Here is a 24,122-nt window from a genome sequence, read left to right on the forward strand (position 1 = left end):
AGATGGCAGGCCGCAGGTAGCAGGTCGCAAAAATAACCCCAATCGGGGCATTCGTAGGGGGCGACTTTTAACCTCTCAGACCGCCTTTGGCGGCCAGCTCCCCTATAAAGGGAGCCTTGTGCGGCCCGTTGCGAGATTTCATCACATCCTATTCGAGTATAATGGCAGGCTTTTACGAGCCACGAGCCACGAGCCACGAACCACGAGCCACGATTTTTTCCACGAGCCGAGGGTCACTCGAGGCTATGTATTCAATTTGAGTTTGTTGCCGCGCAGCGGCATTTGAATCCGAAAAAGTGAATCTGGAGGTGTGACGTCATGTCCGATTCGGCACAACAGGCCAAAGCGCAGAAAAAAGCGTATGACGAGGCGTGCAAGAGGGTTCTTTCAGAGCGGGGCATTATGGCTCATATCCTGAAGGCCTGCACGGAAGAATTCAAGGATTGTGATTTGCAGGATATTGCCCAACGCTATATCCAGGGCGAACCGAGCATCAGCCGTATTGCGGTGGAACCGGAAGCTATTTCACCGCGCATCGAAAGCGAGCAGACGGAAGACAAATCCGGAACGGAAGGAACGGTCTATTACGATATCCGGTTTCATGCTGTAGCTCCCATTGATGGAAAGCGCATCCAGCTCATCATCAACCTGGAAGCGCAGAACGATTTCAATCCGGGTTATCCCTTGTTAAAGAGGGCCGTCTACTATTGCGGCCGCATGATTTCCAGTCAGTATGGTACGGTTTTCGTGAAATCCCATTACGAAAAAATCCAGAAGGTCTATTCCATCTGGATCTGTACGATGCCGACGAAAAAATGGGAGTACAATATTTCCAGTTACCAATTGATTGAGAAACATCTAATCGGTCATACACAGGCCGAGTGGAGCCATTACGATTTAATCAATATCGTCCTGGTCTGTCTGGGAAGCAAGAGCCATAAACAGCTAAAAGGCATCCTACGGCTGTTGAACATGCTGCTCTTGGATAACATCAGCTCTCAAGAAAAACAGAAACTATTGGAGAAAGAATTTGACGTAACAATGACACCGCACTTAGAGAAAGGAGTGGCAGCCATGTGTAACTTGAGCGAAGGTATCGAACGGCGTGTAGAATTACGTGGCCGTAAACTAGGTGAAGAAGTGGGAGAAAAACGTGGAGAACTACGCGGCAGGAAAATTGGAGAAAAAATTGGACAAGAACGCGGAGAAAAAACGGGAAGAAAAGCGCTCAGTGTATTGCTCCAGAAACTGATGCAAGAAGGCAGAAAAGAAGACGTCGACCGCGTCTTGCAGGACGATGAATACCAGGAACAATTGCTGCGGGAATATCATTTGAAATAAGAGGGTAATCATTTATGACGGCGTTGTCATATAAGACAGCGCCGTTTTGCGTTCTTCGGATTCAGATGCGGCTATGCCGGAAATAAACGAAGTTCGCTGGTTGCAGTTAGCAGACCGCAAAAATAGCCCCAATCGGGGCATTCGTAGGGGCCGACTTTTAACCTCTCAGACCGCCTTTGGCGGCCAGCTCCCCTATAAAGGGAGCCTTGTGCGGTCCGTTGCGAGATTTCATCACATCCTATTCGAGTATAATGGCAGGCTTTTACGAGCCACGAACCACGAGCCACGAGCCACGATTTTTTTCACGAGCCGAGGGTCACTCGAGGCGATGTTGTCAATTTGAATCTGTTGCCGCGCATTGGGGATGTACATAGGATTCACGCGGGACGCCCTTTGGGCGTCCCCTACAAATGCGACCGGCGGGGTCGTCAGGCCCCCCTATTCTATTTTCTCTTTCCAGCAGAGGAAGATTTCGACGGCCAGGGCGGCGAACCAGATGTTGCGGGCCAGGACATTGATGATGCAGTACCAGCCGGATTTTCCCAGGTCGTGGTAGCGCCGTATCATGTAGGAGAAGTCGACGGGGATGAGGAGCAGGGCGATGAGGCACGAGGCGATGGTGTATTCCAGGGCCTGCGGTCCGCCTTGCGAGGCCAGGTGCTGGAGCCAGATGATGAGGCAGATGGGCAGGATGCTGAACAGGCGGAAGTGGAGATAGCGTTTGCGGCTGACTTTGCCTTTGAAGTCTAAATGGTTGCGGATGAGTACGCGAATAGGCGCGTCTTCGGCTATGATCAAGAGAAGGACCTCCTTTAGGGATAAGGGATTTTTCTCTACTATAGCACGAAAGACGCGCCTATTTCGATAGGGACGGGTAAAGTGGCCATGGCTGTCACGAAATGCCGGAAAAGTCAAAATTCTCCGGCCGCTGCCGCTTTCTTGAGGAGCGCCACGTTGTCCGTATCATATTCGATTTGTTCCGACCAGCGGCGTACCGCTTCGGGCAGATCGCCCGTGGCGGCGGCTGTGAGGGCGATGAAGTCCGTGCTGCGTCCGGCATAGGTGGCCAGGAAGTCTGACGGGACGTCGGCAAAGGTTTCCAGCTGGCGGTAGAAGATGTAATCGTATATGCGCTGATAGCGTCCGGCCGTCCCGGTGTTCTCGGTGAGGGCTGTGGAATCAGCTGAATTCGCTGTCTGCGCCTGTAAGGCTTTCAGCTGGGCCGTCCAGGCATCATCAATCGGTTCGGTACGGTCTAAGACGGCCAGGAGCCGTTCATGGTCCTTTTCAGCCGTGGCCGGTTCATACGTAAGCCCTTTGCGGGGAAGGGGATAGTCCAGCCATTTCAGCAACTGGGCCAGGCTGCCGATGGAGCGGCCTGTTTCACTGTCGCAGAAGGTGAGTGGCCCCGTTTCGCTGAGAAGCAGTTCACACGCCGCCTCACAGCAGAGGCCGACGCCACCGAGCTCGATGGCCTGGCTGCTGCCGTTTTCGACGACCTGGAAAAAACGCGGATGGAGAGCGCAGATATCGCAGAGGATATCGTCCCCGGCCTGGCGGATGAGCTGGCACAGGCCATCTGGGCGGAGAAAGGGACAGTTCCCTTCCGCCGTGAGGCAAAAATGCCAGCCGTCCGGTCCTTCGGCGATATGTTGGCGGATGGCCCCGCCTAAGGGGCCTTCGAGCTGCTGGTAGTAATCGGCCGTCACGTCGTCGATGTCGATGTCCCAGCCCCGGCAGCACGTGTGTTGGCAGGCGCTGGCTTTGCAGCGGAAACGTCCGTAGAAATCAGGAAGGATCATGATTAGAATTCATACGTAGTCCCCGGGTCGACGACCTGGACGGGGATGTTGTATTTCGCTTCCGTGAGCTTCTTGTATTCCTGAGGGTCTGCTTCGATGATCGGCCAGGTCTTGTAGTGGACGGGGATGACGAAGCGCGGCTGGACCCAGAGGGCGGCCAGGGCGGCGTCATCCATGCCCATAGTGAAGTTGTCGCCGATAGGCAGGATAGCGCAGTCGATTTGTCCGAAACGGTCGAGGATTTTCATGTCTGAGAAGAGGCCCGTATCGCCGGCATAGTAGATGCGTTTGCCGCCGAATTCGACGATAACACCGCAGGCCAGCCCTCCGGCAATGCCAGACCCGTGGAAGGCCGGGGTCAGCCGTACTTTGCCAAAGGGAAAATCCGCACTGCCGCCGACATGCATGGCATGGGCTTTACAGCCTGCTTCGCCCGCTTTGCCGGCTACTTCGGCGGTGCTGATGACCGTCGCGTCATTGGCTTTGGCAATGGCTTCGGTGTCGCCGTAGTGGTCGCCGTGGCAGTGGGTGACGATAATATACTGGCAGGCAATGTCTGTCGGACAGACCTGGGTCCAGGGATTGTCCGTAATGAACGGGTCAAAAAGAATCGTCGTCACGTCATCGGAAAGTGTGAATGCGGAATGACCGTAGTAAGTGAATTTCATGATAGCCTCTGCTCCTTAAAGACGAATTAGTCTTTTTCTGTACTGTTCAAACTCCATTTCTTCCATTCTTCGAACCAGCTCTTGACGTGTTCCTGCGGGAGGGAGCCACAGAAGGTGTTCTTCAAGGTCTTGCGGAGTTCACCTTCTTTTTCGCCCAGGGGATAGACGTCCTTGTATTCGTCATAGACGTTCCAGAAGTCGCGCATGTGCAGGTTGGCGTAGGTTTCGCCGTAAATCTTGTAGCACGTGTCGCAGAGCGTGATGAAGACGGCTTCGTCGTTGTGCTGGTTGGCATCGTCGAGGCCGCAGCAGCGTGTATACAGTTTGATTTTGCTGCCGAAGAGCTGACGCAGGTAATCGTAGACGTCGGAAACCATCTGGGGCTGCAGCTGCAGCAGCTTACAGCCGGGAGCGAAATACATGGGGTACTGGGCAATGTTGTCAAAGTTATCCATAATAATTGACACCTCTTTCTAAAATAAACAGAAACTTTACATTTCTATTAAATAATAACTATTATTTATAAGTATATCATAAAAAGGTCGGAAACGCAATGTTCCTCTTGTACTTCCTGCATAAATCCTGTACAATATCCCTTGGAGAGTGATATAAGTATGCATATCGTAATGGTAGAGCCGGAAATCCCCGGCAATACGGGCAATGTCGCCCGTTTATGCGCAGCCAATCATATTACGCTGCATTTGGTCAAGCCCCTGGGCTTTTCCATTGATGACAAGCATTTAAAACGGGCCGGTCTCGATTACTGGTCGCTCGTCGATGTCCAGATCCATGAGAATTTTCAGGAAGTCCTGGACAAATACAAGGATCATCGCTTTTTTTATTTGACGACGAAATCGGAACAGTGTTATGCCGATATCCAATTCCAATACGATGATATGCTCGTATTCGGGAAGGAAACGAAAGGCCTTCCGGAAGACCTCCTGAAAGCCAATCCGGAACGCTGCTTCCGCGTACCGATGGTCGAACAGGCGCGCAGCCTGAATTTGTCGAATACCGTCGCTATCGTATCGTATGAAGCGATGCGCCAGCTCGGTTTCCCGGGCATGGGCAAGAGCGGCATCGGTATCAAGAATCTTTAGCATTACAGAAATGATGAGGTGTAGAACGTGGAAATTTATGATAAAGCCCATGAGTTAGAGGCAGCTATCAAGGAATGTCAGGAATATAAGGATTTCGTCGCTGCCGGTCAGGAACTGGCCAAAGACGAAAAGACCAAGCATCTGGTCCGCGATTTCCTCATGCTCCAGGCCCAGCTGGCCTATGCCCAGTCTATGGGGGACAAACCGATCCGCAAGAAGATCGACCATCTCAACCAGATGGCAGAGTTCATTAAAAACAATCAGACCGCTGTGGAATATTTGAACCATTATAATAAATGGCAGTCCATGGCTGGCGAAGTGTTCCAGATTATTCAAAATGCAATGGCAGAAGGAATGAGCATCCTTGATCAATAAATATGCACTGACGACTTTCGTCTCCGAATTAAGTATCTCCGTTCCCATGGAACGGATCCTGCTGGACGAACCGATGAGCGAACACACGACCTTTGCCGTCGGCGGTCCGGCTGACGTCCTGATCTTGCCGGAATCGGTCAAGGAAATGTCGCTGGCCATCCGGGCAGCCCGGCGGCTGGACCTGCCGGTCACCGTCCTCGGCGGCGGCTCGAACGTCCTCGTCCGCGACGGGGGTATCCGCGGCGTCGTCATCCAGCTGAACACGATGAAGAAAGTATTGGCCTGCCACGACCGGAAGATCATGGCCAGTGCCGGTTTCATGCTGAAGGACATCTGTCAGTTCGCCCAGGAAAACAGCCTGACAGGCATCGAATTCGCCTGCGGTATCCCTGGGACCTTGGGCGGTGCCGTCTTCATGAACGCCGGGGCCTACGACGGGGAAATGAGCCACGTCGTATCGCGGGTCCGCACGGTCAACAGTACGGGCGGCGTCCATACGTATGATGCACCGAACCTGGGCTTTTCTTATCGCCAGAGCCGTTTCCAGAAATCCAAGGAATTCGTCGTCGAAGTCGAATTGACCCTGCGCAGCGGCGACCCCAAGGAAATCCAGGCCCGCATGGATGACCTCATGAACCGCCGCCGCAGCAAGCAGCCTTTGGAAATGCACAGCGCCGGCAGTACCTTCAAGCGGCCGCCGGGATACTATGCCGGGACCCTCATCGACCAGACGGGCCTCAAAGGCCTCTCCTGCGGCGATGCCCAGGTCTCGATGAAACACGCCGGCTTCGTCGTCAACACGGGGCACGCATCGGCCCGGGATGTCCTCAACGTCATCCACGAAGTCCAGAAACGCGTCGAAAAGGCTCACGGTGTCCACCTGGAACCGGAAGTCCGCATCATCGGCGAAGACTAAAAATTTAACTCCATCCACTAGTATGGAGTTTGTAGGGGCCGCCCGTGGGCGGCCCGTTAGGGATTTGGGTGATTCTTCTAGCAAACTGGCTGGGAAATCGTACATATTTTGGAGTGGGCGCCCCGCGTGGCGCCCCTACAGAAAAAGGGGCTGTCGCATTAAGCCATTTTGGCTTCGTGCGACAGCTTCTTTTTTTTCTTTCTTGCAATATGCGAAGGACCTAAAAGAGCGGCGAAGTGCCAACTGCGGTCTGCGAACTGCCTCATATCCATATTGTTTTCTCATAGGAATCATGCTATGATGATATTAGAAAGATACGTGATACGATTTACGTTATGATACCTATTTATAGGAGAAAGCAGGGATAATTATGGATAAAAATGCTATGTGGAACAAGATGATCGGCATCATCAAGCAGGATGTGACGCCGGCGACGGGCTGTACGGAACCGATTGCCCTGGCTTATGCGGCGGCGACGGCGGCCCGGGAATTGGGCGAAGCCGTGCGCTTCGTCGATGCCCGCGTGTCGGCGAATCTGATGAAGAACGGCATGGGCGTCACCGTACCGGGCACGGGGACGCCGGGGCTCTATATTGCCGCTGCCGTCGGCGCCCTCGGCGGGGACGCCGGAGCGGGATTACAGGTCCTGAAGGCCTTGACGCCAGACGTCGTCGCCTTGGGCAAACAGTACGTCGCCGATGGTAAAGTCACTGTGTCCGTCCGGGAAGATACGCCTCATGTCCTCTATGCCGAAGCCGTCGTCTATGGCGAAAACCACCGCGTCCGCGTCGTCATCACCGACGACCATACGAACATCGTCTTCGTGGAAAAGGATGGCCAGGTCCTCTTGGACCAGCGGACGGAAGCGGGGAGCGGGGAAGACCCGAAAATCGCTTTTCTCCATACGCTGACCCTGGCGGATATCGTCGATTTTGCCGAACACGTGCCGCTGGCCGACATCGCCTTCCTGCAGGAGGCGGAACGGCTCAACGACCAGCTGTCGCAGGAGGGCCTGACGGGGAAATATGGCCTGAAGATCGGCTATACCTTGCAGCAGATGGTCGATAAAGACTTATTGTCCGATGATTTGTCCCATCGCATCCAGATCCGCACGGTCGCCGCTTCCGATGCCCGTATGGGCGGGGCGGCTTTCCCGGCTATGACCAATTCCGGTTCCGGCAATCAGGCATCGCCGCGACAGAACCCGTGACGGTCGTCGCCGATTCGCTCGGTGTCACGCCGGAACGGCGGCTGCGGGCGCTGGCCTTGTCCAGCATGGTCGCCATTTATGCCCACGGCTATCTGCCGAAATTATCGGCTTTCTGTGCTACCGTCACGGCTTCCATGGGGGCGGCTGCCGGCATGGCCTGGCTGCTGGCCGAAAAGGACCCGCTGCAGGTCATCGAAAAGGCCCTGGCCACCATGTCCGGGTCCATCGTCGGCATGGTCTGCGACGGCGCGGCCAACAGCTGTTCCATGAAGGTGTCGGCGTCGGTCCATGCGGCCTATGAAGCGGTCCTCCTGGCCCTCAATGACGTGCGCGTCCAGGGTACGGACGGCTTAGTGGCCAATGCAGCCGAAGAATGTCTGAAGAACGTCGGCCTCCTGGCTTCCCGCGGGATGCAGCAGACAGACGATGAAATCTTAAAGATCATGCTCCAGAAGAATAAAGCTTAGGCAGAAACTATCTGATATTTTACCGCCTGTTGACAATAAATTCAGCAGGCGGCTTTGCATTTCTGAGCAATCCATGCTATACTAACCTAGTTATATACAATCTAATATTTGTTAATGAGAGAGAGGACATTAGATGGAACGCAAAGATATTCGTAATATTGCAATTATTGCCCACGTCGACCATGGCAAAACGACACTGGTCGATGCCATGCTCAAACAGAGCCATGTTTTCCGTTCTAACGAAAAAGTCGAAGAACGTGTCATGGACTCTGGGGATATTGAACGTGAACGCGGCATTACAATCTTGTCCAAAAATACATCTGTCATGCACGAAGGCGTCAAGATCAACATCGTCGACACCCCGGGGCATGCTGACTTCGGCGGCGAAGTAGAACGTGTACTGAACATGGTAGACGGCGTACTGCTCCTCGTCGATGCTTTTGAAGGCCCGATGCCGCAGACGAAATACGTTCTGCGCAAGGCTTTGGAACAGAAATTGAAACCGATCGTCGTCATCAACAAGATCGACAAACCCGGTGCCCGTGTCGCTGAAGTCGAAGACGAAGTACTCGAATTGTTCATGGAACTCGACGCTACGGACGAACAGCTCGATTTCCCTGTCGTCTATGCAAACGGCCGTGACGGCATTGCTAAATACTCCATGGATGACGACAGCGACAACCTCGAACCGTTGTTCAAGACCATCATCAAATACTGCCCGTGCCCGAAAGGCGACGCTGAAGGCCCGCTGCAGTTCATGGTCACGACCTTGGACTACGATGATTATGTCGGTAAAATCGCTATCGGCCGTATTGTCCGCGGCAAGATGTATCCGAACCAGGCTGTCGTCGTCACTGACGGCGAAAGCCAGCGCAAAGCTAAGATTGGCCGCGTCTATACCTATGAAGGCCTGAAACGTGTCGAACAGGATGAAGCCGCTATGGGCGAAATCGCCTGCATCGTCGGCATCCCGGACCTCAAGATCGGCGAAACCGTTACGGACCCGCAGAACCCGGAAGCTTTGCCGAAAATCAACATCGACGAACCGACGCTGTCCATGATTTTCTACGTCAATGACAGCCCCTTTGCCGGCCAGGAAGGGGAATACGTCACCAGCCGTCACCTCCGCGACCGCCTGTTCCGCGAAGTCCAGACCAACGTATCCCTGCGCGTCGAAGAAACCGACAGTGCCGATGCCTTCAAAGTATCGGGCCGTGGCGAACTCCACATCGCTGTCCTCATCGAAGAAATGCGCCGTCAGGGTTATGAACTCCAGATCGGCAAACCGAGCGTCATCACCAAGGAAATCAACGGCCAGAAATGCGAACCGCTGGAAGCCCTCACCATCGACGTTCCGCCTGAATTCATGGGCGCTGTCATGGAAAAACTCGGTACCCGTAAAGCCGAAATGGTCAACATGACCGATATTTCCGGCTACACCCGCCTGGAATTCATCATTCCGGCCCGCGGCCTCATCGGCTTCCGCAGCGAATTCCTCACCGCTACCAAGGGCAATGGCATCATGTACCACGTCTTCCACGGCTATGCTCCCTGGAAAGGCGAAATCCCGGGCCGTACCCGCGGCAGCTTAGTTGCCTTTGAATCGGGCACGACGACAAGCTATGGCATCTTCAACTTGCAGGACCGCGGCACGATGTTTATCAAACCGGGTGAAGAAATCTATCTTGGCCAGGTCGTCGGCGAAAGCAACCGCGACGTCGACATCGACGTCAACCCGTGCAAGAAGAAACACTTGACCAACACCCGTTCCTCCGCATCGGACGAAGCACTCCGCCTCACGCCGCCGCAGGAAATGGGCTTGGAAAAATCCCTGGAATGGATCAACGACGACGAACTCGTAGAAGTTACGCCGAAGAGCATCCGTATCCGTAAAGCCATCCTCGACAAACACGATCGTAAAAAAGCAATGCGCCGTGCGCAGCAGTAAGCTTTTTACTAAAAACTATAAACTGCAAACTTAATACTCAAAAAGAGGGTCTGTCGCACGTAATCGTGCACAGGCTCTTTTTCTGTATGCAAAAATATCATAGCTTTATGGTCATTTTTCAGGGACTGTTTGCTCGGACTCAGAAGCGGCTTTGCCGTAATAGACTCTGAAAATCAGGCGCAGGAGCGCCCAAAGGCTCCCCTTCATAGGAGAGCTGGCCGCCAACGGCGGTCTGAGGGGTTCTTCGGAAGAGGTTGGCATCGGCCACCTGGCCCCTGGCGGGTTCGCGTGCTCCACTCCTCTTGCCGAGAGTGCCATTTGCTGGCGTGCTGAAACTCGCTGCGCTCAAACAAAGCAGCACGCCGGACGCAAATAGCACGCACGGCATCCGGCACGGCCTACCCGGACCGTGCCGGACCGAGGACGTTCCCGCAATGTCACCCACCAGGGGCCAGGCAGCCGTATCCATTAGGGCTGAACAAAAAATCTGAAAAAAAACAAATCCGGCTGTCTTCATGCGACAGCCTCTTTTTTTGATGCTTGAATAGTAAATACTTCGTCAGTTGTGATATACTTATTTATAGTAAGTTAATATCACTTATAGTGAGTAAGAATGTATGTAAGGAGATGAATGTCATGAATTTATCTAATACTGCCAAAGTAATCAAGGAATCTGAGACAAGAAAACTTCTTACCAGCAAAGGAAATCAAGAAATAAAAGAAAAAATCCGTAAGGCCTCTCATCTCATGTTTCAACGCAATGAAAAAGCCTATAGGGACTTAGAAAATCGATGAAACACGAGCAAATATTGATAGAAATTATCCTAGAAGATGTACTTGTTATAGAAAAAACGCACTGATAAGTTCCATGAATGGCTTATCAGTGCGTTTTTGATTTGGCGGAGCGGGTGGGATTCGAACCCACGAGACCTTTCGGCCTAACTGATTTCGAGTCAGCCCCGTTATGACCACTTCGATACCGCTCCATAAGGTACTTTACTAGTATAGCATGGTATGCGCTATCCGTCAAGTTTTTTTGCATATTTATTTTTGACATTTGGTTTACAAAGAAAATGTTGACTTAGAGTGTACTTCAGGTGGTACAATGAAAGTATCTTATTGTTAGGGGGTAAAAATATGGAAAAAGCCAAGGTATATTTCACGGACTTCCGCTGCCGTCCGGGGAAAAATAATTTACAGAAACTGCAGAAGCTCTGCAAGAAGGCTGGTATTGAAAATATCAATTTTGAAGGAAAATTCGTCGCCATCAAGATGCATTTTGGGGAATTAGGCTGTCTGGCTTCGCTGCGCCCGCAGTACGTCAAAGCCGTGGCCGATTTGGTCAAGGAATTAGGCGGCCGGCCGTTCCTGACGGACTGCAATACGCTCTATCCGGGCAGTCGTAAGCACGCTTTGGAACACATGGATTGTGCCAACCTCAACGGTTATAATACGGTCACTACGGGCTGTCAGATCATCATCGGCGACGGCCTGCGCGGCACCGATGAAATCGAAGTGCCGGTCAAGAACGGCGAATACGTCGAAAAAGCGAAAATCGGCCGGGCCATCATGGATGCCGACGTTTTCATCAGCCTGGCTCACTTCAAGGGCCATGAAATGACGGGCTTTGGCGGCGCCATCAAGAATATTGGCATGGGTTGCGGCAGCCGCGCCGGCAAGATGGAACAGCATTCGTCGGGCAAACCGAAAGTTGACGAAAGCAAGTGCAAGAACTGTCATCGCTGCGCTCAGGAATGCGGTTCTGACGCCATCACTTATGAAGATAACGTCGCCCACATCCACGAAGACTTGTGCAAAGGCTGCGGCCGCTGCATCGGCGCCTGTGCTTTTGATGCCATTCAGACTGTCGAATGGGATGCCAATGAAAAACTGGACCGCAAGATGGCCGAATACGCCCAGGCCGTCTGCCAGGACCGCCCGTGCTTCCACATCAACCTGGTCATGGACATTTCGCCGAACTGCGACTGCCATGCCGAAAACGATGCACCTATCCTGCCGGACATCGGCATGTTCGCTTCCTTCGACCCGGTCGCTCTCGACCAGGCTTGTGCCGATGCCTGCATGAAAGCCGCTCCTATGCCCAACAGCCAGTTGTCGGATAACCTGGCTAAACCCGATTGGCAGCACCATCACGATCACTTCCTCGACAGCAATCCTAATGTCGACTGGAAGACGACCCTGGAACACGCTGAAAAAATCGGCTTAGGCACACGGGAATACGAACTCGTCCGCGTCCGCTGATTAAAGCTAACTACTAAAGTTTGAGTTAAAATCTATGATTACTATTATAGCAAGTATATTGCTATAGTGTAATTCCATAAAGGATAAATGTATATTCACGATTCGCCTTTTAGACAGTGGAGTCTATAAATACGCAGGAACTAAACCGGAAGGGGCGCCGGTTTGGTTCCTGCGTTTTTTTATGTGAAGATATACTTCTTAAGAATACGTTACCAAGCTGAAACAGGCCGGTATCCTGACGGGTTATCCCGATGGGAACTTCGACGGCGACCGCATGATGACGCGTTATGAATTTGCTGCCATCGTGTACCGGGCCATCATGGCCGGTGCCGCTTCCAACCCGGCTTTGAGCCAGGACGGCACGCTGGATAAATTAGCGAAAGAATTCTCGCCGGAAATGAAACACATCCGCATCGATACGATTGCCAAAGATAAGAATGGCAAACCGACGATCGAACGAGTCCGCGTCATTCCCGAAGCAAAACAGTAGAGGAGGGGAGTATCATCGCACAGATAGGATTGTCTTTTCGTATCGATTCAGACCTCAAAAAGGAGTTTGAAGCATTTTGCGATGCTGCCGGCATCAGCATGACGGCAGCCATCCATTTGTTCATCAAGACAACCGTCCGGGAACAACGGATTCCCTTTGAAATAAAGGCTTCGAGCAAAAAATAGAATCGAGAGAGTAAGGAGAAAGGGCTTGTCGCACGGCGACAAGTCCTTTCAAGCTGTTAGTAGCTAGGGGTCAGGGGTTAGCAGATATCGTTCGTCATAAATCCCGGCTGGGCACAGGATTCACGGCGGCCTGCGAACTGCGACCGGCGGCCTGCGGGCCACGAGCCCCTAAAAAGCCCTTCACAGGGGCGGCCTATATATGGTATTATATACTGTAAACCCTAAATTATGATTTTTGTGAAAAACGGAGAGAATACATGGATTTTCAGAGCAATCGATTTTATCATATTATTTCTTATGGCTGTCAGGCGAATATGTCTGACAGTGAGCATTATGCCGGTCAGTTGGAGGAGCTGGGCTATCACAATACGGAAGATTTGGATACAGCCGATGTCATCCTCATCAATACGTGTTGTGTCCGCGAAACGGCGGAAGACAAGACGCTGGGGAAAATCGGCGAACTCAAGCATTTGAAGAAGCAGAACCCCGATTTGATCATTGCCGTCACGGGCTGCATGGCCCAGGAATGGCAGGATAAGCTCTTCAAGCGGGCGCCGCACATCGATTTGGTCATCGGTACGCACAATATCCACAAGCTCATCGAGCTCATCCGGGAACGGCGCAGCAAGGCCGACCATTATATGGCTGCCGACATGACCCTGCCGGCTTTCCATGATATGCCGGTCAAGCGCTTCCAGAAATTCTTTGCCTGGATCCCCATCATGAACGGCTGCAACAAGTTCTGCACGTACTGTATCGTGCCTTATGTCCGGGGCCGTGAAGTGAGCCGTCCCATCGACGCCATTGTCGAAGAAATCAAGAAGGTCGCTGCTGAAGGCTACAAGGAAATCACCCTTCTCGGCCAGAATGTCAATTCCTATGGCCTGGACCTCAAGGACGGCACGGATTTCTCCAAGCTCGTCGCCGCTGTCGACGATATCGACGGCATCGAACGGGTCCGGTACATGACCAGCCACCCCAAGGATATGACTTTTGCCATGATCGACGCCATTGCCGACAGCAAAAAGGTCGTCAACCACATGCATCTGCCCATCCAGTGCGGTTCTGACGAGCTCTTGAAGAAGATGAACCGCGGCTACACGGTGGAACATTACCTGGAACTCGTCGACTATGCCCGCAAGCGCATGCCCGACCTGGTCCTGACGACGGACATCATCGTCGGCTTTCCAGGCGAAACGGAGGCCATGTTCGAAGATACGCTGAACCTGCTCAAGCGCGTCCAGTACGACATGGCCTATACCTTCATCTATTCGCCGCGGACGGGGACGCCGGCGGCCAAGATGGAAGACCAGATCCCGCAGGAAGAAAAGAGCCGCCGTCTGCAGCGGCTCATGGATGTGCAGAACGTCTATAGTTTAGCAAAAAATAAAGAAATGGAAGACCACGTCTATGACGTCATCGTTGAAGGGCCGACCAAGAACGATGCCAACCACTGGTTCGGCCGGACGACGGGCAACAAGATGATCATCTGGGAAAATGACGGTTCCGTCGCCATCGGCGATACCGTGCCGGTCCAGGTCGACAAAGGCCAGACGTGGGTCCTCAAAGGTCACTTAGTGCACTAAAGGAAGGTGAGACTTTGGCAGGAAAAAAATTAACGCCTATGATGCAGCAGTACATGGAAGTCAAAGAGCAGTGCCAGGATAAGATTCTCTTTTTCCGCCTCGGCGATTTCTATGAAATGTTTTTTGACGATGCGCTGACGGCGTCACGCGAACTCGACCTGACCCTGACCGGCCGGGCTGGCGGCAATAAAGAGAAGGTCCCCATGTGCGGCGTACCTTTCCATTCGGCCGACACCTATATCGAACGGCTGGTCCACAAAGGCTATAAAGTCGCTATCTGTGAACAGATGGAAGACCCGAAGCTGGCCAAGGGGCTGGTCAAGCGCAAGATCATCAAGGTCATCACGCCGGGGACGATTACCCTGGAGAATGCCGTGGCGTCGAAGAAGAACAATTACATCGGCTGCCTGACCGAAAGCGATGCCATCCTTTCCATCGCCCTCATGGACGTCACGACGGGCGAATGTTTGTGGGCCGACTGTGCGGCGTCGGTCATGGAAGATTCCCTGTTCGACATCCTGGCCGTCTACGAACCGAGTGAGCTCATTTACGCCCACATGGGGAAGGATATGGATGCCGTCCGCGAATACCTGCGCAGCCACCTGGCCCAGTGTACGGTTACGGAATTTCCTGCCGATGACAGTGTCGATTACCGGGAACAGGCCCGGTCCTATTTCCCGCCGGAAGACTTTGCCGCTGCCTCGGTGGCCGGCGAGTGTATCGGCATGCTCCTGGCCTATGTCAGTGACGTCATGCAGTCCGATATTTCCCACATCAATTCGCTGGAACATATCGATAATGAACGGCGTCTGGTCGTCGATGCGGCCAGCCTGCGCCACCTGGAAATCACGCAGAACGTCCGCGACGGCGGCCGCCGGGGGACGCTCCTCGATGTCCTGGACAAGACTAAGACGGCTATGGGCGGCCGGCTCCTGCGCAAGTGGCTGGAAGCGCCGCTCATCCGCATTGCCGACATTACGCGCCGCCAGGATGCCGTCGAAGATTTCGTCCTCCACGAAATCATGCGCCAGGACACGGCAGACGTGCTGGACCGGATTTACGATTTTGAACGCATCCTGACCCGCATCGAAACGGGGACCGTGAGCCCCAAGGACCTGGTAGCCCTGCGGGAATCCCTGGCCGTCATCCCGCAGCTGAAACAGGTCCTGTCCGGTGTCAGTGCCGACCTCCTGCACAGCCTCAATGACCGCTTGCAGACTCATGACGACGTCTATGACCTGCTCTGCCGGGGCATCAAGGACGAACCGGGCCTGGTCATCCGCAACGGCGGCGTCATCCGCGACGGCTTTTCGCCGGAACTCGATGAAATCCGCTCCATTGCGGCCAACAGTCATGCCTTTTTGCAGGAACTGGAAGAGAAGGAACGGGAAAAGACGGGCATCAAGATGAAAATCGGCTATACTAAGGTCTTTGGCTATTACTTCGAGATTTCCCATGCCAATACCAAGCCCATCCCCGATTACTACGTGCGCAAGCAGACGTTGGTCAATGCCGAACGCTACATCACGCCGGAATTGAAGGAATTTGAAGTCAAAGTCCTGACCAGCCAGGAACGGATGCTGGCGCTGGAATACAAGCTCTTCGGCGATATCCGCCGCCAGATCCAGGGCCATATCCCGGCCATGCAGGAAACGGCCCGGGCCATTGCCTGCATCGACTGCCTGTACAGCCTGGCCTGCGCGGCCTATGACAACCGCTACGTCCGTCCCAGCCTCAATACCAAGGCGACGATTTCCATTAAGGACGGCCGCCATCCCATTATTGAAAAGTATTTGAAAGACGAATTGTTCGTGCCTAACGACGTCACCTTGAACCATGAAGACCATGAAATCCTGGTCATCACCGGCCCCAACATGGCCGGCAAGTCGACGTATATGCGCCAGGTCGCCGTGCTGGTCCTCATGGCCCAGGCCGGCTCCTTCATTCCCGCCAAAGAAGGGTCTATCTGCCCGGTGGACCGCATTTTTACCCGTATCGGTGCCAGCGACGACATCCTCACCGGCCAGAGTACGTTCATGATGGAAATGAAGGAAGTGTCGTACATCCTGAAACACGCCACCAGCCGCAGCCTGCTCATCCTCGATGAAATCGGCCGCGGCACGAGTACCTTCGACGGCATGTCCATCGCCCGGGCTGTCATCGAATACTGCCTGAAGCACATCCACGCCCTGACGCTGTTTGCGACGCACTACCATGAGCTCATCGCCATGGCTGACGATTCGCCGAAAATTAAGAATTATACCGTCGCCGTCAAGGAACGGGGCAAGAACATCAAGTTCCTGCGGCGCATCATTCCCGGCGGGGCCGACCGCAGCTATGGCCTGCACGTCGCCCGTCTGGCCGGGCTGCCCGAAAGCCTGCTCAAGCGGGCCGACGTCATCTTGGAAGACTTGGAAAAGAACGGCGGAGCACCCGTCCCGGCCAAGGCGCCTGTGAATCCGGCGCCGTCACCCATGGGAGACAGCCTCTTTTCCAGTCCCGTCATCGACAAGTTGCTCAGCGTCGATGTCAGCAGTATGACGCCGATTGAAGCGATTTCTTTCTTATATAATCTGCAAAAAGATGCCAAAGAAGGAAGTGGGATCCAGTGAGTTCAATCATTCATGTCTTAGATGAAGCAACGCGCAATAAGATTGCTGCCGGCGAAGTCGTCGAACGGCCGGCATCGTGCATCAAAGAACTCGTAGAAAATGCCATCGATGCCGGTGCCCATGCCATTGAAGTGGAAATCGCCGACGGCGGCCAGTCCTATATGCGGGTCACTGACGACGGCTGCGGCATGAGTCCGGAAGATGCCCATAAGTGCATCATCCGCCACGGTACGAGCAAGATCAGTTCCGTCGAAGATATTTTTGCCATTACGTCTTTAGGCTTCCGCGGCGAAGCCGTGCCCAGTATCGCCGCCGTATCGCACATGCAGATCACGACGCGCCAGGCCAGCGATGACTTTGCGACGCACCTCATCCTCGACGGGGGCGAAATCACGGCAGAAGACCAGGCCGGCGCACCGGTCGGGACGACGATGGAAGTGAGCGACCTCTTTTACAATACGCCGGCGCGGCGCAAGTTCCTCAAGAGCGAACGGACGGAAAGTTCGAAAATCTCTGAAATGGTGACCAAACTGGCCCTGGCCAATCCGGCCATTGCCTTTACTTTTACCAATAACGGCCGGACGACAATGAAGACCGGCGGCACCGGCGATTTGCGGGAAACCGTTGCCAATATCTACGGCGCCAACGTCGCCCGCGATGTCTTTGCCGTCACTGCCGACCAGGACGGTATCAGCCTGGAAGGCTATGTAGGCAAGCCGTCGGTCTTAAAGAGCAACCGCAACTGGCAGACGTGCATCGTCAATCACCGCATCGTCCATAATCCCTTGATGTTCAAGGCCATTGACAATGCCTATCATGCCATGCTGCCGAAATCGGGCTATCCCTTTGCCATGCTCCACCTCCACGTCGACCCGGCGACGATTGACGTCAACGTCCATCCGGCTAAGACGGAAATCAAATTCTCTGATGAACAAGCCGTCTACCGCGCCATCTACCACAGCATCGTCACGGCCCTGGTGGCCCAGGAAAAGCCCGAAGCCATCGCCAAGACCATCGGTGATGCTGTAGGGGCCGTCCCAGAGGGCGGCCCGCAGCAAGTCCATGTAGGGGCGCCCACGTGGGGCGCCCGCTCGCAGGAGAGTGGCCAGGCAACCTCCGTAGGGGCCGTCCCAAAGGGCGGCCCGCAGCAGGCCCATGTAGGGGCGCCCACGTGGGGCGCCCGCTCGCAGGAGAGTGGCCAGGCAACCTCTGTAGGGGCCGTCCCAAAGGGCGGCCCGCAGCAAGCCCATGTAGGGGCGCCCACGTGGGGCGCCCGCTCGCAGGAAAGTGGCCAAGCAACCTCCGTAGGGGCCGTCCCAAAGGGCGGCCCGCAATGGGAAAAGGCAACCTCTCAGTCCGCTACGCGGACAGCTCCCCTATCAGGGGAGCCTCTTGCGGATGGTTCTTCCTTGTTTTCCCAGGCTTTGGCCCAGCATGGCCAGGGCGGCCCGTCGGAAGCGACGTCGGTCGTTTCCGAGGCGTCAGCGCCTAAAATCGTCTTTGACGGCGATGACGACGTCTTCATTCCCTTAGGGGAAGTGGCGGACTGCTTCATCATTGCCAAGAAGGGTCAGGATTTATACATCGTCGATCAGCACGCGGCTCATGAACGGATCCGCTACGATACGTTCTGCAAGCGTGTCGAACGGATGCCGAGCCAGCAGTTGCTGACGCCGGAGTTCGTCGAAGTCGACAACGAGGATATGACGCTCTTATTGGAACGGCAGGATGTCTTCAACGACCTGGGCTATACCTATTCCGAAGCCGGGCCGACGACGCTGCGCGTCGAAGAAGTGCCCTGCGATTTGCAGACCAGCGATATTGCCGATTCTTTAAAGGATATCTGCCTGCTCCTGCATGACCAGAAGGAACCGGATAAAGCCATGGTCCGCCATCGTTCGCTGGCCTATCTGTCCTGCCACGGTGCCGTCAAGGCCGGAGACAGCCTCAATATCCGCCAGATGAAGCAGCTCCTGGATGATTTGTTCCATACGGAAAAACCCTACGTCTGCCCTCATGGCCGGCCGACGATCATCCGCTTTACGCCAAAAGAATTAGCGCACTTATTTAAACGGACATGACTCATATGATTTACGTCGTGCCTTCATTGAAGGCCAAAGAAAAATTACAATGTGAAGGGAAAGCCTGGGCCGAAAGCCAGGGCTTTGCCTATGTGCCGCGGGGAAAGCGGACCATACAGGATTTGATGGATGAATACGGCGAGGATTTCCTCGTCTATTCCTCACGGGGGCCTCAGATAGACCGCCCGGAAGGCAGCCATTTCTTCAGCCTCAACATGGCTGAACTGCGCATCCAGAACCTGCGGAAAGGCCAGCGCGACCATCTCCTGGAAGCCTGATGGGGGTGAAGGAGTACGACCTGCGGCCTGCAGCGGCACAGCCGCCCATTTCCGTCCTCGATTGTACCTGTGGTTTTGGCGCCGATGCGGCCGTCGCCTCTTTCGGTCTGCCGGCTGGCTCCCGCGTCGATGCCCTGGAAGTATCGCCTTTGCTGGAAGCCGTTACGGCCTGGGGCTTTTCCCACTTTGTCCATAAGAAAGACGACGTCACGGCGGCGCTGCGCCGGATTTCCCTGCGCTGTGGCGACTATCGCGATTATCTCTTATCCGATGACGGGCCTGTGTACGACGTCCTCTATTTCGACCCCATGTTCCAGCGGCCTGTCGAGGCGAGCTGCCAGTTCCAGCCCGTCCGGGCCATCATGGAACACGGCGGTCTGACGCGGGACCTCATCGAACGGGCGCTGCAGAAAGCCCGGCGCCGGGTGGTCATCAAAGAACGGGATTTCCGCCAGCTCTGCCGCGATTTCCCGGATGTTGCCTTATATGGCGGCAAATACAGCCGCATTGGCTATGCCGTATTGGAGTGTGATTCATGGAAAAAGTAATTGCCATCATCGGTCCGACGGCGGTCGGCAAGACGGCCCTCAGTTTTGCCCTGGCCGAACACTACGGGACCGACCTCATTTCCGGCGACGCCTACCAGATTTACCGCCATATGGATATCGGTACGGCCAAGCCGACGGCGGACGAACTGGCCCGCTATCACCATTATCTCATCGATATTGCTGAGCCCGACGAACCCTATTCGGCAGCCCGCTTCTGTGATATGGCGGGAAAGGCCATTGCCGAAGTCAACGGAAAGGGGAAGATACCCATTCTCGTCGGCGGTACGGGCCTATACGTCCAGTCCCTCCTGGAAGGCTATGATTTCCAGACGGCCCGCATGACCGAAGCCGACAAGGAAGCGGCCCAGGCGCGGATCGACGCTCTCAGTCAAGAGGAACTGAAGGCCTATATCGAGACAGAAACGGACTGGCAGCCGCCGGACTGGCACGAGCTGTTTTCCAACACGCACCGCCTGACCCGCCTGGTCAGCGCCATCGAGCAGGGCGAAGGAAAATCTTTCGTCCGGGCCGGCAAGGCTCGGGATGTAGTCTATGACGCTTACGTCATCGGTCTGCGCCTGCCGCGGGATGTCTTGTACCGGCGCATTGAAGAGCGCGTCGACGCCATGATTGCCGCCGGCTGGGTTGATGAAGTGCGGTACCTGCTGGACAAGGGCATCCCGCCGGGCTGTCAGTCCATGAAGGCCATCGGCTATCAGGAACTGGCCCTGTATCTCCAGGGACAGATGCCCCTCGATGACGCCGCAGCCCGCATCAAGACCCGGACGCGGCGCTTTGCCAAACGCCAGCTCACGTGGTTCAAACGCATGCCCTATATCCACTGGTACGACAAGGACCAGTACGATGGAGAAGAAGCATTGATACAGGCTGTGCTGGGGGATGTGCCTTTCCCATGACGGGAAGGCGCAGGCGGCAAGTAGAAAAGCAACCTCCGTAGGGGCCGTCCCAGAGGGCGGCCCGCAGCTGACAGCTCTCCTATGAGGAGAGCCGAAAGCCTCCCCTGATAGGGAGGTGCCGTAAGGCGGAGAGGTTTCCTTCAGCGACCTGCGACCTGCGAAACAGCGGACTGTAAGGAAAAAAGCAATCTCCGTAGGGGCCGTCCCGGAGGGCGGCCCGAAATGAAAAAAGGTCCTGAACGGTATAGCGTCTCATTGTCTGGAAGAACCTCTCAGTCAGCAGAGCTGACAGCTCTCCTATGAGGAGAGCCACTAGCCCCTAACACCTAACTACTATTCACTAACCACTAGCCACTAACTTATACATTCATTATAGAAAGGAATCATGACATTGTCTTTGGATTTAGAAACATTACGAAAAGAAGCGCTGGCCGAATGTGCGGACCAGTTTGAACGCATTGATACGATTTGTCTCCATAATACGGCGAAAGTCCTGGCCGCTTATAAGGAAGCCCAGATTTCTTCGTACCAGTTTGCCGGTACGTCGGGCTATGGCTACAGCGACATGGGCCGGGAAAAGCTCGATGAAGTCTTTGCCCGCGTCTTCAAGGCCGAAAAGGCCATTGTCCGGCCCCACTTCGTATCGGGGACCCATGCGCTGGCGACGGTCCTGCTGGCCCTGTTGCAGACCGGCGATCTCATGATGAGCCTCGTCGGGGCGCCTTATGACACGATGCAGGGCGTCATCGGCTATGCCCATGAAACGCCGCACTCTTTGAAGGAAAAGGGCGTCCGCTATGAGGAAGTCCCCTTGAAGGACAACGCCTATGATTTGGCCGGCATTGAAGCGGCCGTCGCCGAAAAGCAGCCGAAACTGGTCCTCATCCAGCGTTCCCGCGGTTACAGCACGCGGGCATCCTTGACGATTGATGATATCCGTTCTATTATTTCCGTCGTCAAGAAGGTCAGCCCCAAGACGATTTGCTTCGTCGACAACTGTTATGGCGAATTTGCTGCTGAAGAAGAACCGATTGAAGCCGGTGCCGACATCATCGCCGGGTCGCTCATAAAGAATCCCGGCGGCGGCATTGCTCCCACAGGCGGCTATATTGCCGGCAAGGAAGAACTGGTCCACGCCGCAGCCGACTACCTGACGGCTCCGGGCCTGGGCGACGAACTCGGTTCCTATGCAGCCGGCTACCGCCTCTTTTTCCAGGGCTTCTTCATGGCACCGCACGTTACGGCTCAGGCTATCAAAGGGGCCGTCTTTGCAGCGGCTGTCTTTGAAAAGATGGGCTTCAAGGTCTCGCCGGCCGTCCAGGACCCGCGCGTCGACCTGATCCAGACCATTTACCTGGAAAACGAACAGAACATGTGTCTCTTCTGCCAGGGTATCCAGTCCTTCTCGCCTGTCGACGCCCACGTCACACCCATTCCCGACGATATGCCGGGCTATGCCGATAAGATCATCATGGCCGCCGGTGATTTCGTTCAGGGTTCGTCTATCGAATTGTCGGCCGACGGCCCGATCCGCGACCCGTACATGATTTATCTCCAAGGCGGCATCGTCTTTGAACACAATGTCCTGGCCATCCTCAGCGCAGCCCAGTACATTGCCGAACACCGGGAAGGAGCCGCTCATGATTAAGGAAGTCCTCGTCGTCGAAGGCCGGTCCGATGTCGCCCGCATCCGGGCCAGTCACATCGACGTCGATATGATTACGACAGATGGTTTCAATTTGAAGCCTCACACGCTGGAACAGATCCGCTGTGCTTATGAAAAGCGGGGCATCATCATCCTGACCGACCCCGACCGGGCCGGCGAACAGATCCGCAAGTTCCTGACCGACCGCTTCCCTAATGCCAAACACGCCTTTATCCCCAGGAAAGATGCCATTGCCAACAACGACCTGGGCGTCGAACAGGCCTCGCCGGAAGCCATCCGCCTGGCCTTGTCCAAAGTCCGCTGTGCGACGTATGAACCGCAGGCGACCTTTACCATGCAGGACATTTCCGCTGCTGGCCTCAACGGGACGCCTGATGCGGCCGACCGCCGGGCCGAAGTCGGCGCCATCCTGGGTATCGGCTATGGCAATGCCAAACAGTTTTTGAAACGCTTGAACCATTACGGCGTCACCCGTGACGAATGGGATGATGCCCTCCGTCAGATCCACGAGGTGAAATAAATGAAAGAAGTCGACTTGTCCAATCCCGACGTCGTCCGCTACGTCGTCAAACGCTTTGGCCTGCGCATGAATAAGAAACTGGGCCAGAATTTTCTCATCCGTCACGCCGTCGTCGACGACATTGCCGACGCTGCCGAAATCGGGGAGGGCGATCCGGTCCTGGAAATCGGGCCGGGCATCGGCACCCTGACCCAGGCCCTGGCCGAAACGGGCGCAGCCGTCACGGCTGTCGAACTGGACGACCATCTGTTGCCCGTCCTCGACAAGACCTTGGAACACTATGACAACGTGCGCGTCGTCCACGGCGACATCCTGCGCATCGACATTGAAGAAGTCATGAATCACCAGCCCTTTACGGTCTGTGCCAATCTGCCCTACTATATCACGACGCCGATCATCATGAAGCTCCTGGAACAGAAGCTACCCATCAAGCGCATCGTCGTCATGGTCCAGAAGGAAGTGGCCGAACGCATGGTAGCCGAACCGGGCCATAAGATTTACGGGGCTCTGTCGGTGTCGGTCCAGTACTATACGCAGCCGCAGATGCTCTTTGAAATCTCGCCGAAATGCTTCATGCCGGCACCGGAAGTCACGTCGGCCGTCGTCGCCATGGACGTCCGCCAGCAGCTGCCTGTCGATTTAATCGACGAAAAGCGCTTCTTCCAGGTCGTCAAAGCGGCCTTCCAGCAGCGCCGCAAGACCTTTTCCAACGCCTTGAAAAACACGGGCATGAGCAAGGAACAAATCGCCCAGGTCCTGGAAAAAACAGGCATCGACGGCAAACGCCGCGGGGAAACACTGTCTCTCCAGGAATTCGCCGACATCGCCAACGCCTGGAGCGAGATTATTCGTGGCTAGTGGTTCGTAACTGGCCTTTCCTGATAAGAGAGGTGCCTGGAGGGCATTTGTAGGTGCTCGCTGTAAGACGTTTGTAGGGGCTCGCACGTTGTCAAGAATAACATCGTTTACATTTTGTGCAAGGACATCCTTTACACTTTATGCAAGCACATCGTTTACAAATTTCTTCTTATTGAAGCTTTAATTTTCCTTCTAAACGAGGATCGTTGTGAATCAGATAAGCCCGTTTCATCAGGAATACTTGCTTATTTACGTCAATCTTCCCGATGATGAATTGCCTAAAGTACACTGA

Annotated in this window: 21 protein-coding genes, 1 tRNA gene and 2 pseudogenes; 19 read left to right on the forward strand and 5 right to left on the reverse strand. The window is 54.7% G+C overall.

Annotated elements, in window-relative coordinates; genetic code table 11:
* Positions 1-402: 402 nt before the first annotated feature.
* On the forward strand, positions 403-1,341 hold the full coding sequence (locus NM10_RS08715; protein ID WP_239639680.1) for a hypothetical protein: 939 nt from the start codon (positions 403-405) through the stop codon (positions 1,339-1,341).
* Positions 1,342-1,779: 438 nt separating this feature from the next.
* Here the strand turns inward: NM10_RS08715 and NM10_RS08720 are convergent, their stop codons facing one another.
* The 4 genes from NM10_RS08720 to NM10_RS08735 all read right to left on the reverse strand — a co-directional run bounded on the left by NM10_RS08720 (position 1,780) and on the right by NM10_RS08735 (position 4,266).
* Positions 1,780-2,139, reverse strand: coding sequence for a DUF805 domain-containing protein (locus tag NM10_RS08720; RefSeq protein ID WP_020311215.1), 360 nt, complete (start codon positions 2,137-2,139; stop codon positions 1,780-1,782).
* Between the two features lie 113 nt (positions 2,140-2,252).
* The gene (fliB, locus tag NM10_RS08725) at positions 2,253-3,143 is read right to left on the reverse strand and encodes a flagellin lysine-N-methylase (protein ID WP_020311216.1); all 891 of its coding nucleotides are present in this window, start codon (positions 3,141-3,143) and stop codon (positions 2,253-2,255) included.
* A 2-nt stretch (positions 3,144-3,145) separates the two neighbouring features.
* A complete protein-coding gene (locus NM10_RS08730) occupies positions 3,146-3,811 on the reverse strand; it encodes a metal-dependent hydrolase (RefSeq protein ID WP_020311217.1) in 666 nt (221 codons plus the stop codon).
* A gap of 26 nt (positions 3,812-3,837) precedes the next feature.
* Complete coding sequence (locus NM10_RS08735; RefSeq protein ID WP_020311218.1) at positions 3,838-4,266, reverse strand: hypothetical protein; 429 nt, start codon at positions 4,264-4,266, stop codon at positions 3,838-3,840.
* Positions 4,267-4,425: 159 nt separating this feature from the next.
* On the opposite strand from NM10_RS08735, the gene trmL reads away from it, so the two are divergent.
* The 6 genes and pseudogenes from trmL (at position 4,426) to NM10_RS14030 (ending at position 10,622) form a co-directional block, all read left to right on the forward strand.
* The gene (gene trmL / locus NM10_RS08740) at positions 4,426-4,911 is read left to right on the forward strand and encodes a tRNA (uridine(34)/cytosine(34)/5-carboxymethylaminomethyluridine(34)-2'-O)-methyltransferase TrmL (protein WP_020311219.1); all 486 of its coding nucleotides are present in this window, start codon (positions 4,426-4,428) and stop codon (positions 4,909-4,911) included.
* A 27-nt stretch (positions 4,912-4,938) separates the two neighbouring features.
* Positions 4,939-5,286 carry a YlbF family regulator gene (locus NM10_RS08745; RefSeq protein WP_020311220.1) on the forward strand — a complete coding sequence of 116 codons (348 nt, stop codon included), beginning with the start codon at positions 4,939-4,941 and terminating at the stop codon, positions 5,284-5,286.
* A complete protein-coding gene (gene murB, locus NM10_RS08750) occupies positions 5,276-6,202 on the forward strand; it encodes a UDP-N-acetylmuramate dehydrogenase (RefSeq protein WP_020311221.1) in 927 nt (308 codons plus the stop codon). The genes NM10_RS08745 and murB overlap by 11 nt, the downstream gene beginning before the upstream one ends.
* A 550-nt stretch (positions 6,203-6,752) precedes the next feature.
* Positions 6,753-7,879: pseudogene (locus NM10_RS08755) on the forward strand (L-cysteine desulfidase family protein).
* Positions 7,880-8,012: 133 nt separating this feature from the next.
* Entirely contained in the window at positions 8,013-9,827 is a 1,815-nt protein-coding gene (gene typA, locus NM10_RS08760) for a translational GTPase TypA (RefSeq protein WP_020311222.1), read from the forward strand.
* Positions 9,828-10,463: 636 nt separating this feature from the next.
* The gene (locus tag NM10_RS14030) at positions 10,464-10,622 is read left to right on the forward strand and encodes a hypothetical protein (RefSeq protein ID WP_020311224.1); all 159 of its coding nucleotides are present in this window, start codon (positions 10,464-10,466) and stop codon (positions 10,620-10,622) included.
* 102 nt (positions 10,623-10,724) lie between these two features.
* Here the strand turns inward: NM10_RS14030 and NM10_RS08770 are convergent.
* Positions 10,725-10,813: transfer RNA gene (locus NM10_RS08770), tRNA-Ser, on the reverse strand.
* Between the two features lie 151 nt (positions 10,814-10,964).
* Between NM10_RS08770 and NM10_RS08775 the strand changes: the two genes are divergently transcribed.
* The 12 genes and pseudogenes from NM10_RS08775 (at position 10,965) to rsmA (ending at position 23,830) form a co-directional block, all read left to right on the forward strand.
* Positions 10,965-12,089, forward strand: coding sequence for a DUF362 domain-containing protein (locus NM10_RS08775; protein ID WP_020311225.1), 1,125 nt, complete (start codon positions 10,965-10,967; stop codon positions 12,087-12,089).
* Between the two features lie 214 nt (positions 12,090-12,303).
* A pseudogene (locus NM10_RS08780) lies at positions 12,304-12,579 on the forward strand (S-layer homology domain-containing protein); the annotation flags it as partial.
* 29 nt (positions 12,580-12,608) lie between these two features.
* The gene (locus NM10_RS08785) at positions 12,609-12,764 is read left to right on the forward strand and encodes a type II toxin-antitoxin system RelB/DinJ family antitoxin (protein ID WP_020311227.1); all 156 of its coding nucleotides are present in this window, start codon (positions 12,609-12,611) and stop codon (positions 12,762-12,764) included.
* Positions 12,765-13,021: 257 nt separating this feature from the next.
* Positions 13,022-14,350, forward strand: a complete 1,329-nt coding sequence (gene miaB / locus NM10_RS08790) for a tRNA (N6-isopentenyl adenosine(37)-C2)-methylthiotransferase MiaB (RefSeq protein ID WP_020311228.1) — start codon at positions 13,022-13,024, stop codon at positions 14,348-14,350.
* A gap of 38 nt (positions 14,351-14,388) precedes the next feature.
* Complete coding sequence (gene mutS, locus NM10_RS08795; RefSeq protein WP_020311229.1) at positions 14,389-16,962, forward strand: DNA mismatch repair protein MutS; 2,574 nt, start codon at positions 14,389-14,391, stop codon at positions 16,960-16,962.
* On the forward strand, positions 16,959-19,043 hold the full coding sequence (mutL, locus tag NM10_RS08800; protein ID WP_020311230.1) for a DNA mismatch repair endonuclease MutL: 2,085 nt from the start codon (positions 16,959-16,961) through the stop codon (positions 19,041-19,043). The genes mutS and mutL overlap by 4 nt, the downstream gene beginning before the upstream one ends.
* On the forward strand, positions 19,040-19,321 hold the full coding sequence (locus tag NM10_RS14670; RefSeq protein ID WP_239639681.1) for a hypothetical protein: 282 nt from the start codon (positions 19,040-19,042) through the stop codon (positions 19,319-19,321). The genes mutL and NM10_RS14670 overlap by 4 nt, the downstream gene beginning before the upstream one ends.
* Complete coding sequence (locus NM10_RS08805; RefSeq protein ID WP_051132254.1) at positions 19,321-19,869, forward strand: class I SAM-dependent methyltransferase; 549 nt, start codon at positions 19,321-19,323, stop codon at positions 19,867-19,869. The genes NM10_RS14670 and NM10_RS08805 overlap by 1 nt, the downstream gene beginning before the upstream one ends.
* Positions 19,857-20,786, forward strand: a complete 930-nt coding sequence (gene miaA, locus NM10_RS08810; RefSeq protein WP_020311231.1) for a tRNA (adenosine(37)-N6)-dimethylallyltransferase MiaA — start codon at positions 19,857-19,859, stop codon at positions 20,784-20,786. Before NM10_RS08805 ends, miaA begins: the two co-directional genes overlap by 13 nt.
* Positions 20,787-21,183: 397 nt before the next feature.
* Positions 21,184-22,434, forward strand: coding sequence for a methionine gamma-lyase family protein (locus tag NM10_RS08815; protein ID WP_178138874.1), 1,251 nt, complete (start codon positions 21,184-21,186; stop codon positions 22,432-22,434).
* Entirely contained in the window at positions 22,427-22,972 is a 546-nt protein-coding gene (gene rnmV, locus NM10_RS08820) for a ribonuclease M5 (RefSeq protein WP_020311233.1), read from the forward strand. Before NM10_RS08815 ends, rnmV begins: the two co-directional genes overlap by 8 nt.
* Positions 22,973-23,830 (forward strand): 16S rRNA (adenine(1518)-N(6)/adenine(1519)-N(6))-dimethyltransferase RsmA, encoded by an 858-nt coding sequence (gene rsmA / locus NM10_RS08825; protein WP_020311234.1) that lies wholly within the window; start codon positions 22,973-22,975, stop codon positions 23,828-23,830.
* Positions 23,831-24,122: the final 292 nt, after the last annotated feature.

The organism is Megasphaera sp. NM10, from assembly GCF_000417505.1.
GTDB classification, from domain to species: Bacteria; Bacillota; Negativicutes; order Veillonellales; family Megasphaeraceae; genus Megasphaera; species Megasphaera intestinihominis.

Excerpts from the sequence above, each read along its gene's own strand:
- NM10_RS14670 (WP_239639681.1), top strand. The coding sequence starts at position 19,040 with ATGACTCATATGATTTACGTCGTGCCTTCATTGAAGGCCAAAGAAAAA.
- NM10_RS08735 (WP_020311218.1), bottom strand. The coding sequence starts at position 4,266 with ATGGATAACTTTGACAACATTGCCCAGTACCCCATGTATTTCGCTCCC.
- NM10_RS08730 (WP_020311217.1), bottom strand. The coding sequence starts at position 3,811 with ATGAAATTCACTTACTACGGTCATTCCGCATTCACACTTTCCGATGAC.
- NM10_RS08805 (WP_051132254.1), top strand. The coding sequence starts at position 19,321 with ATGGGGGTGAAGGAGTACGACCTGCGGCCTGCAGCGGCACAGCCGCCC.
- NM10_RS14030 (WP_020311224.1), top strand. The coding sequence starts at position 10,464 with ATGAATTTATCTAATACTGCCAAAGTAATCAAGGAATCTGAGACAAGA.
- trmL (WP_020311219.1), top strand. The coding sequence starts at position 4,426 with ATGCATATCGTAATGGTAGAGCCGGAAATCCCCGGCAATACGGGCAAT.
- rnmV (WP_020311233.1), top strand. The coding sequence starts at position 22,427 with ATGATTAAGGAAGTCCTCGTCGTCGAAGGCCGGTCCGATGTCGCCCGC.
- miaA (WP_020311231.1), top strand. The coding sequence starts at position 19,857 with ATGGAAAAAGTAATTGCCATCATCGGTCCGACGGCGGTCGGCAAGACG.
- miaB (WP_020311228.1), top strand. The coding sequence starts at position 13,022 with ATGGATTTTCAGAGCAATCGATTTTATCATATTATTTCTTATGGCTGT.
- NM10_RS08775 (WP_020311225.1), top strand. The coding sequence starts at position 10,965 with ATGGAAAAAGCCAAGGTATATTTCACGGACTTCCGCTGCCGTCCGGGG.
- typA (WP_020311222.1), top strand. The coding sequence starts at position 8,013 with ATGGAACGCAAAGATATTCGTAATATTGCAATTATTGCCCACGTCGAC.
- NM10_RS08715 (WP_239639680.1), top strand. The coding sequence starts at position 403 with ATGGCTCATATCCTGAAGGCCTGCACGGAAGAATTCAAGGATTGTGAT.
- mutS (WP_020311229.1), top strand. The coding sequence starts at position 14,389 with ATGATGCAGCAGTACATGGAAGTCAAAGAGCAGTGCCAGGATAAGATT.
- rsmA (WP_020311234.1), top strand. The coding sequence starts at position 22,973 with ATGAAAGAAGTCGACTTGTCCAATCCCGACGTCGTCCGCTACGTCGTC.
- fliB (WP_020311216.1), bottom strand. The coding sequence starts at position 3,143 with ATGATCCTTCCTGATTTCTACGGACGTTTCCGCTGCAAAGCCAGCGCC.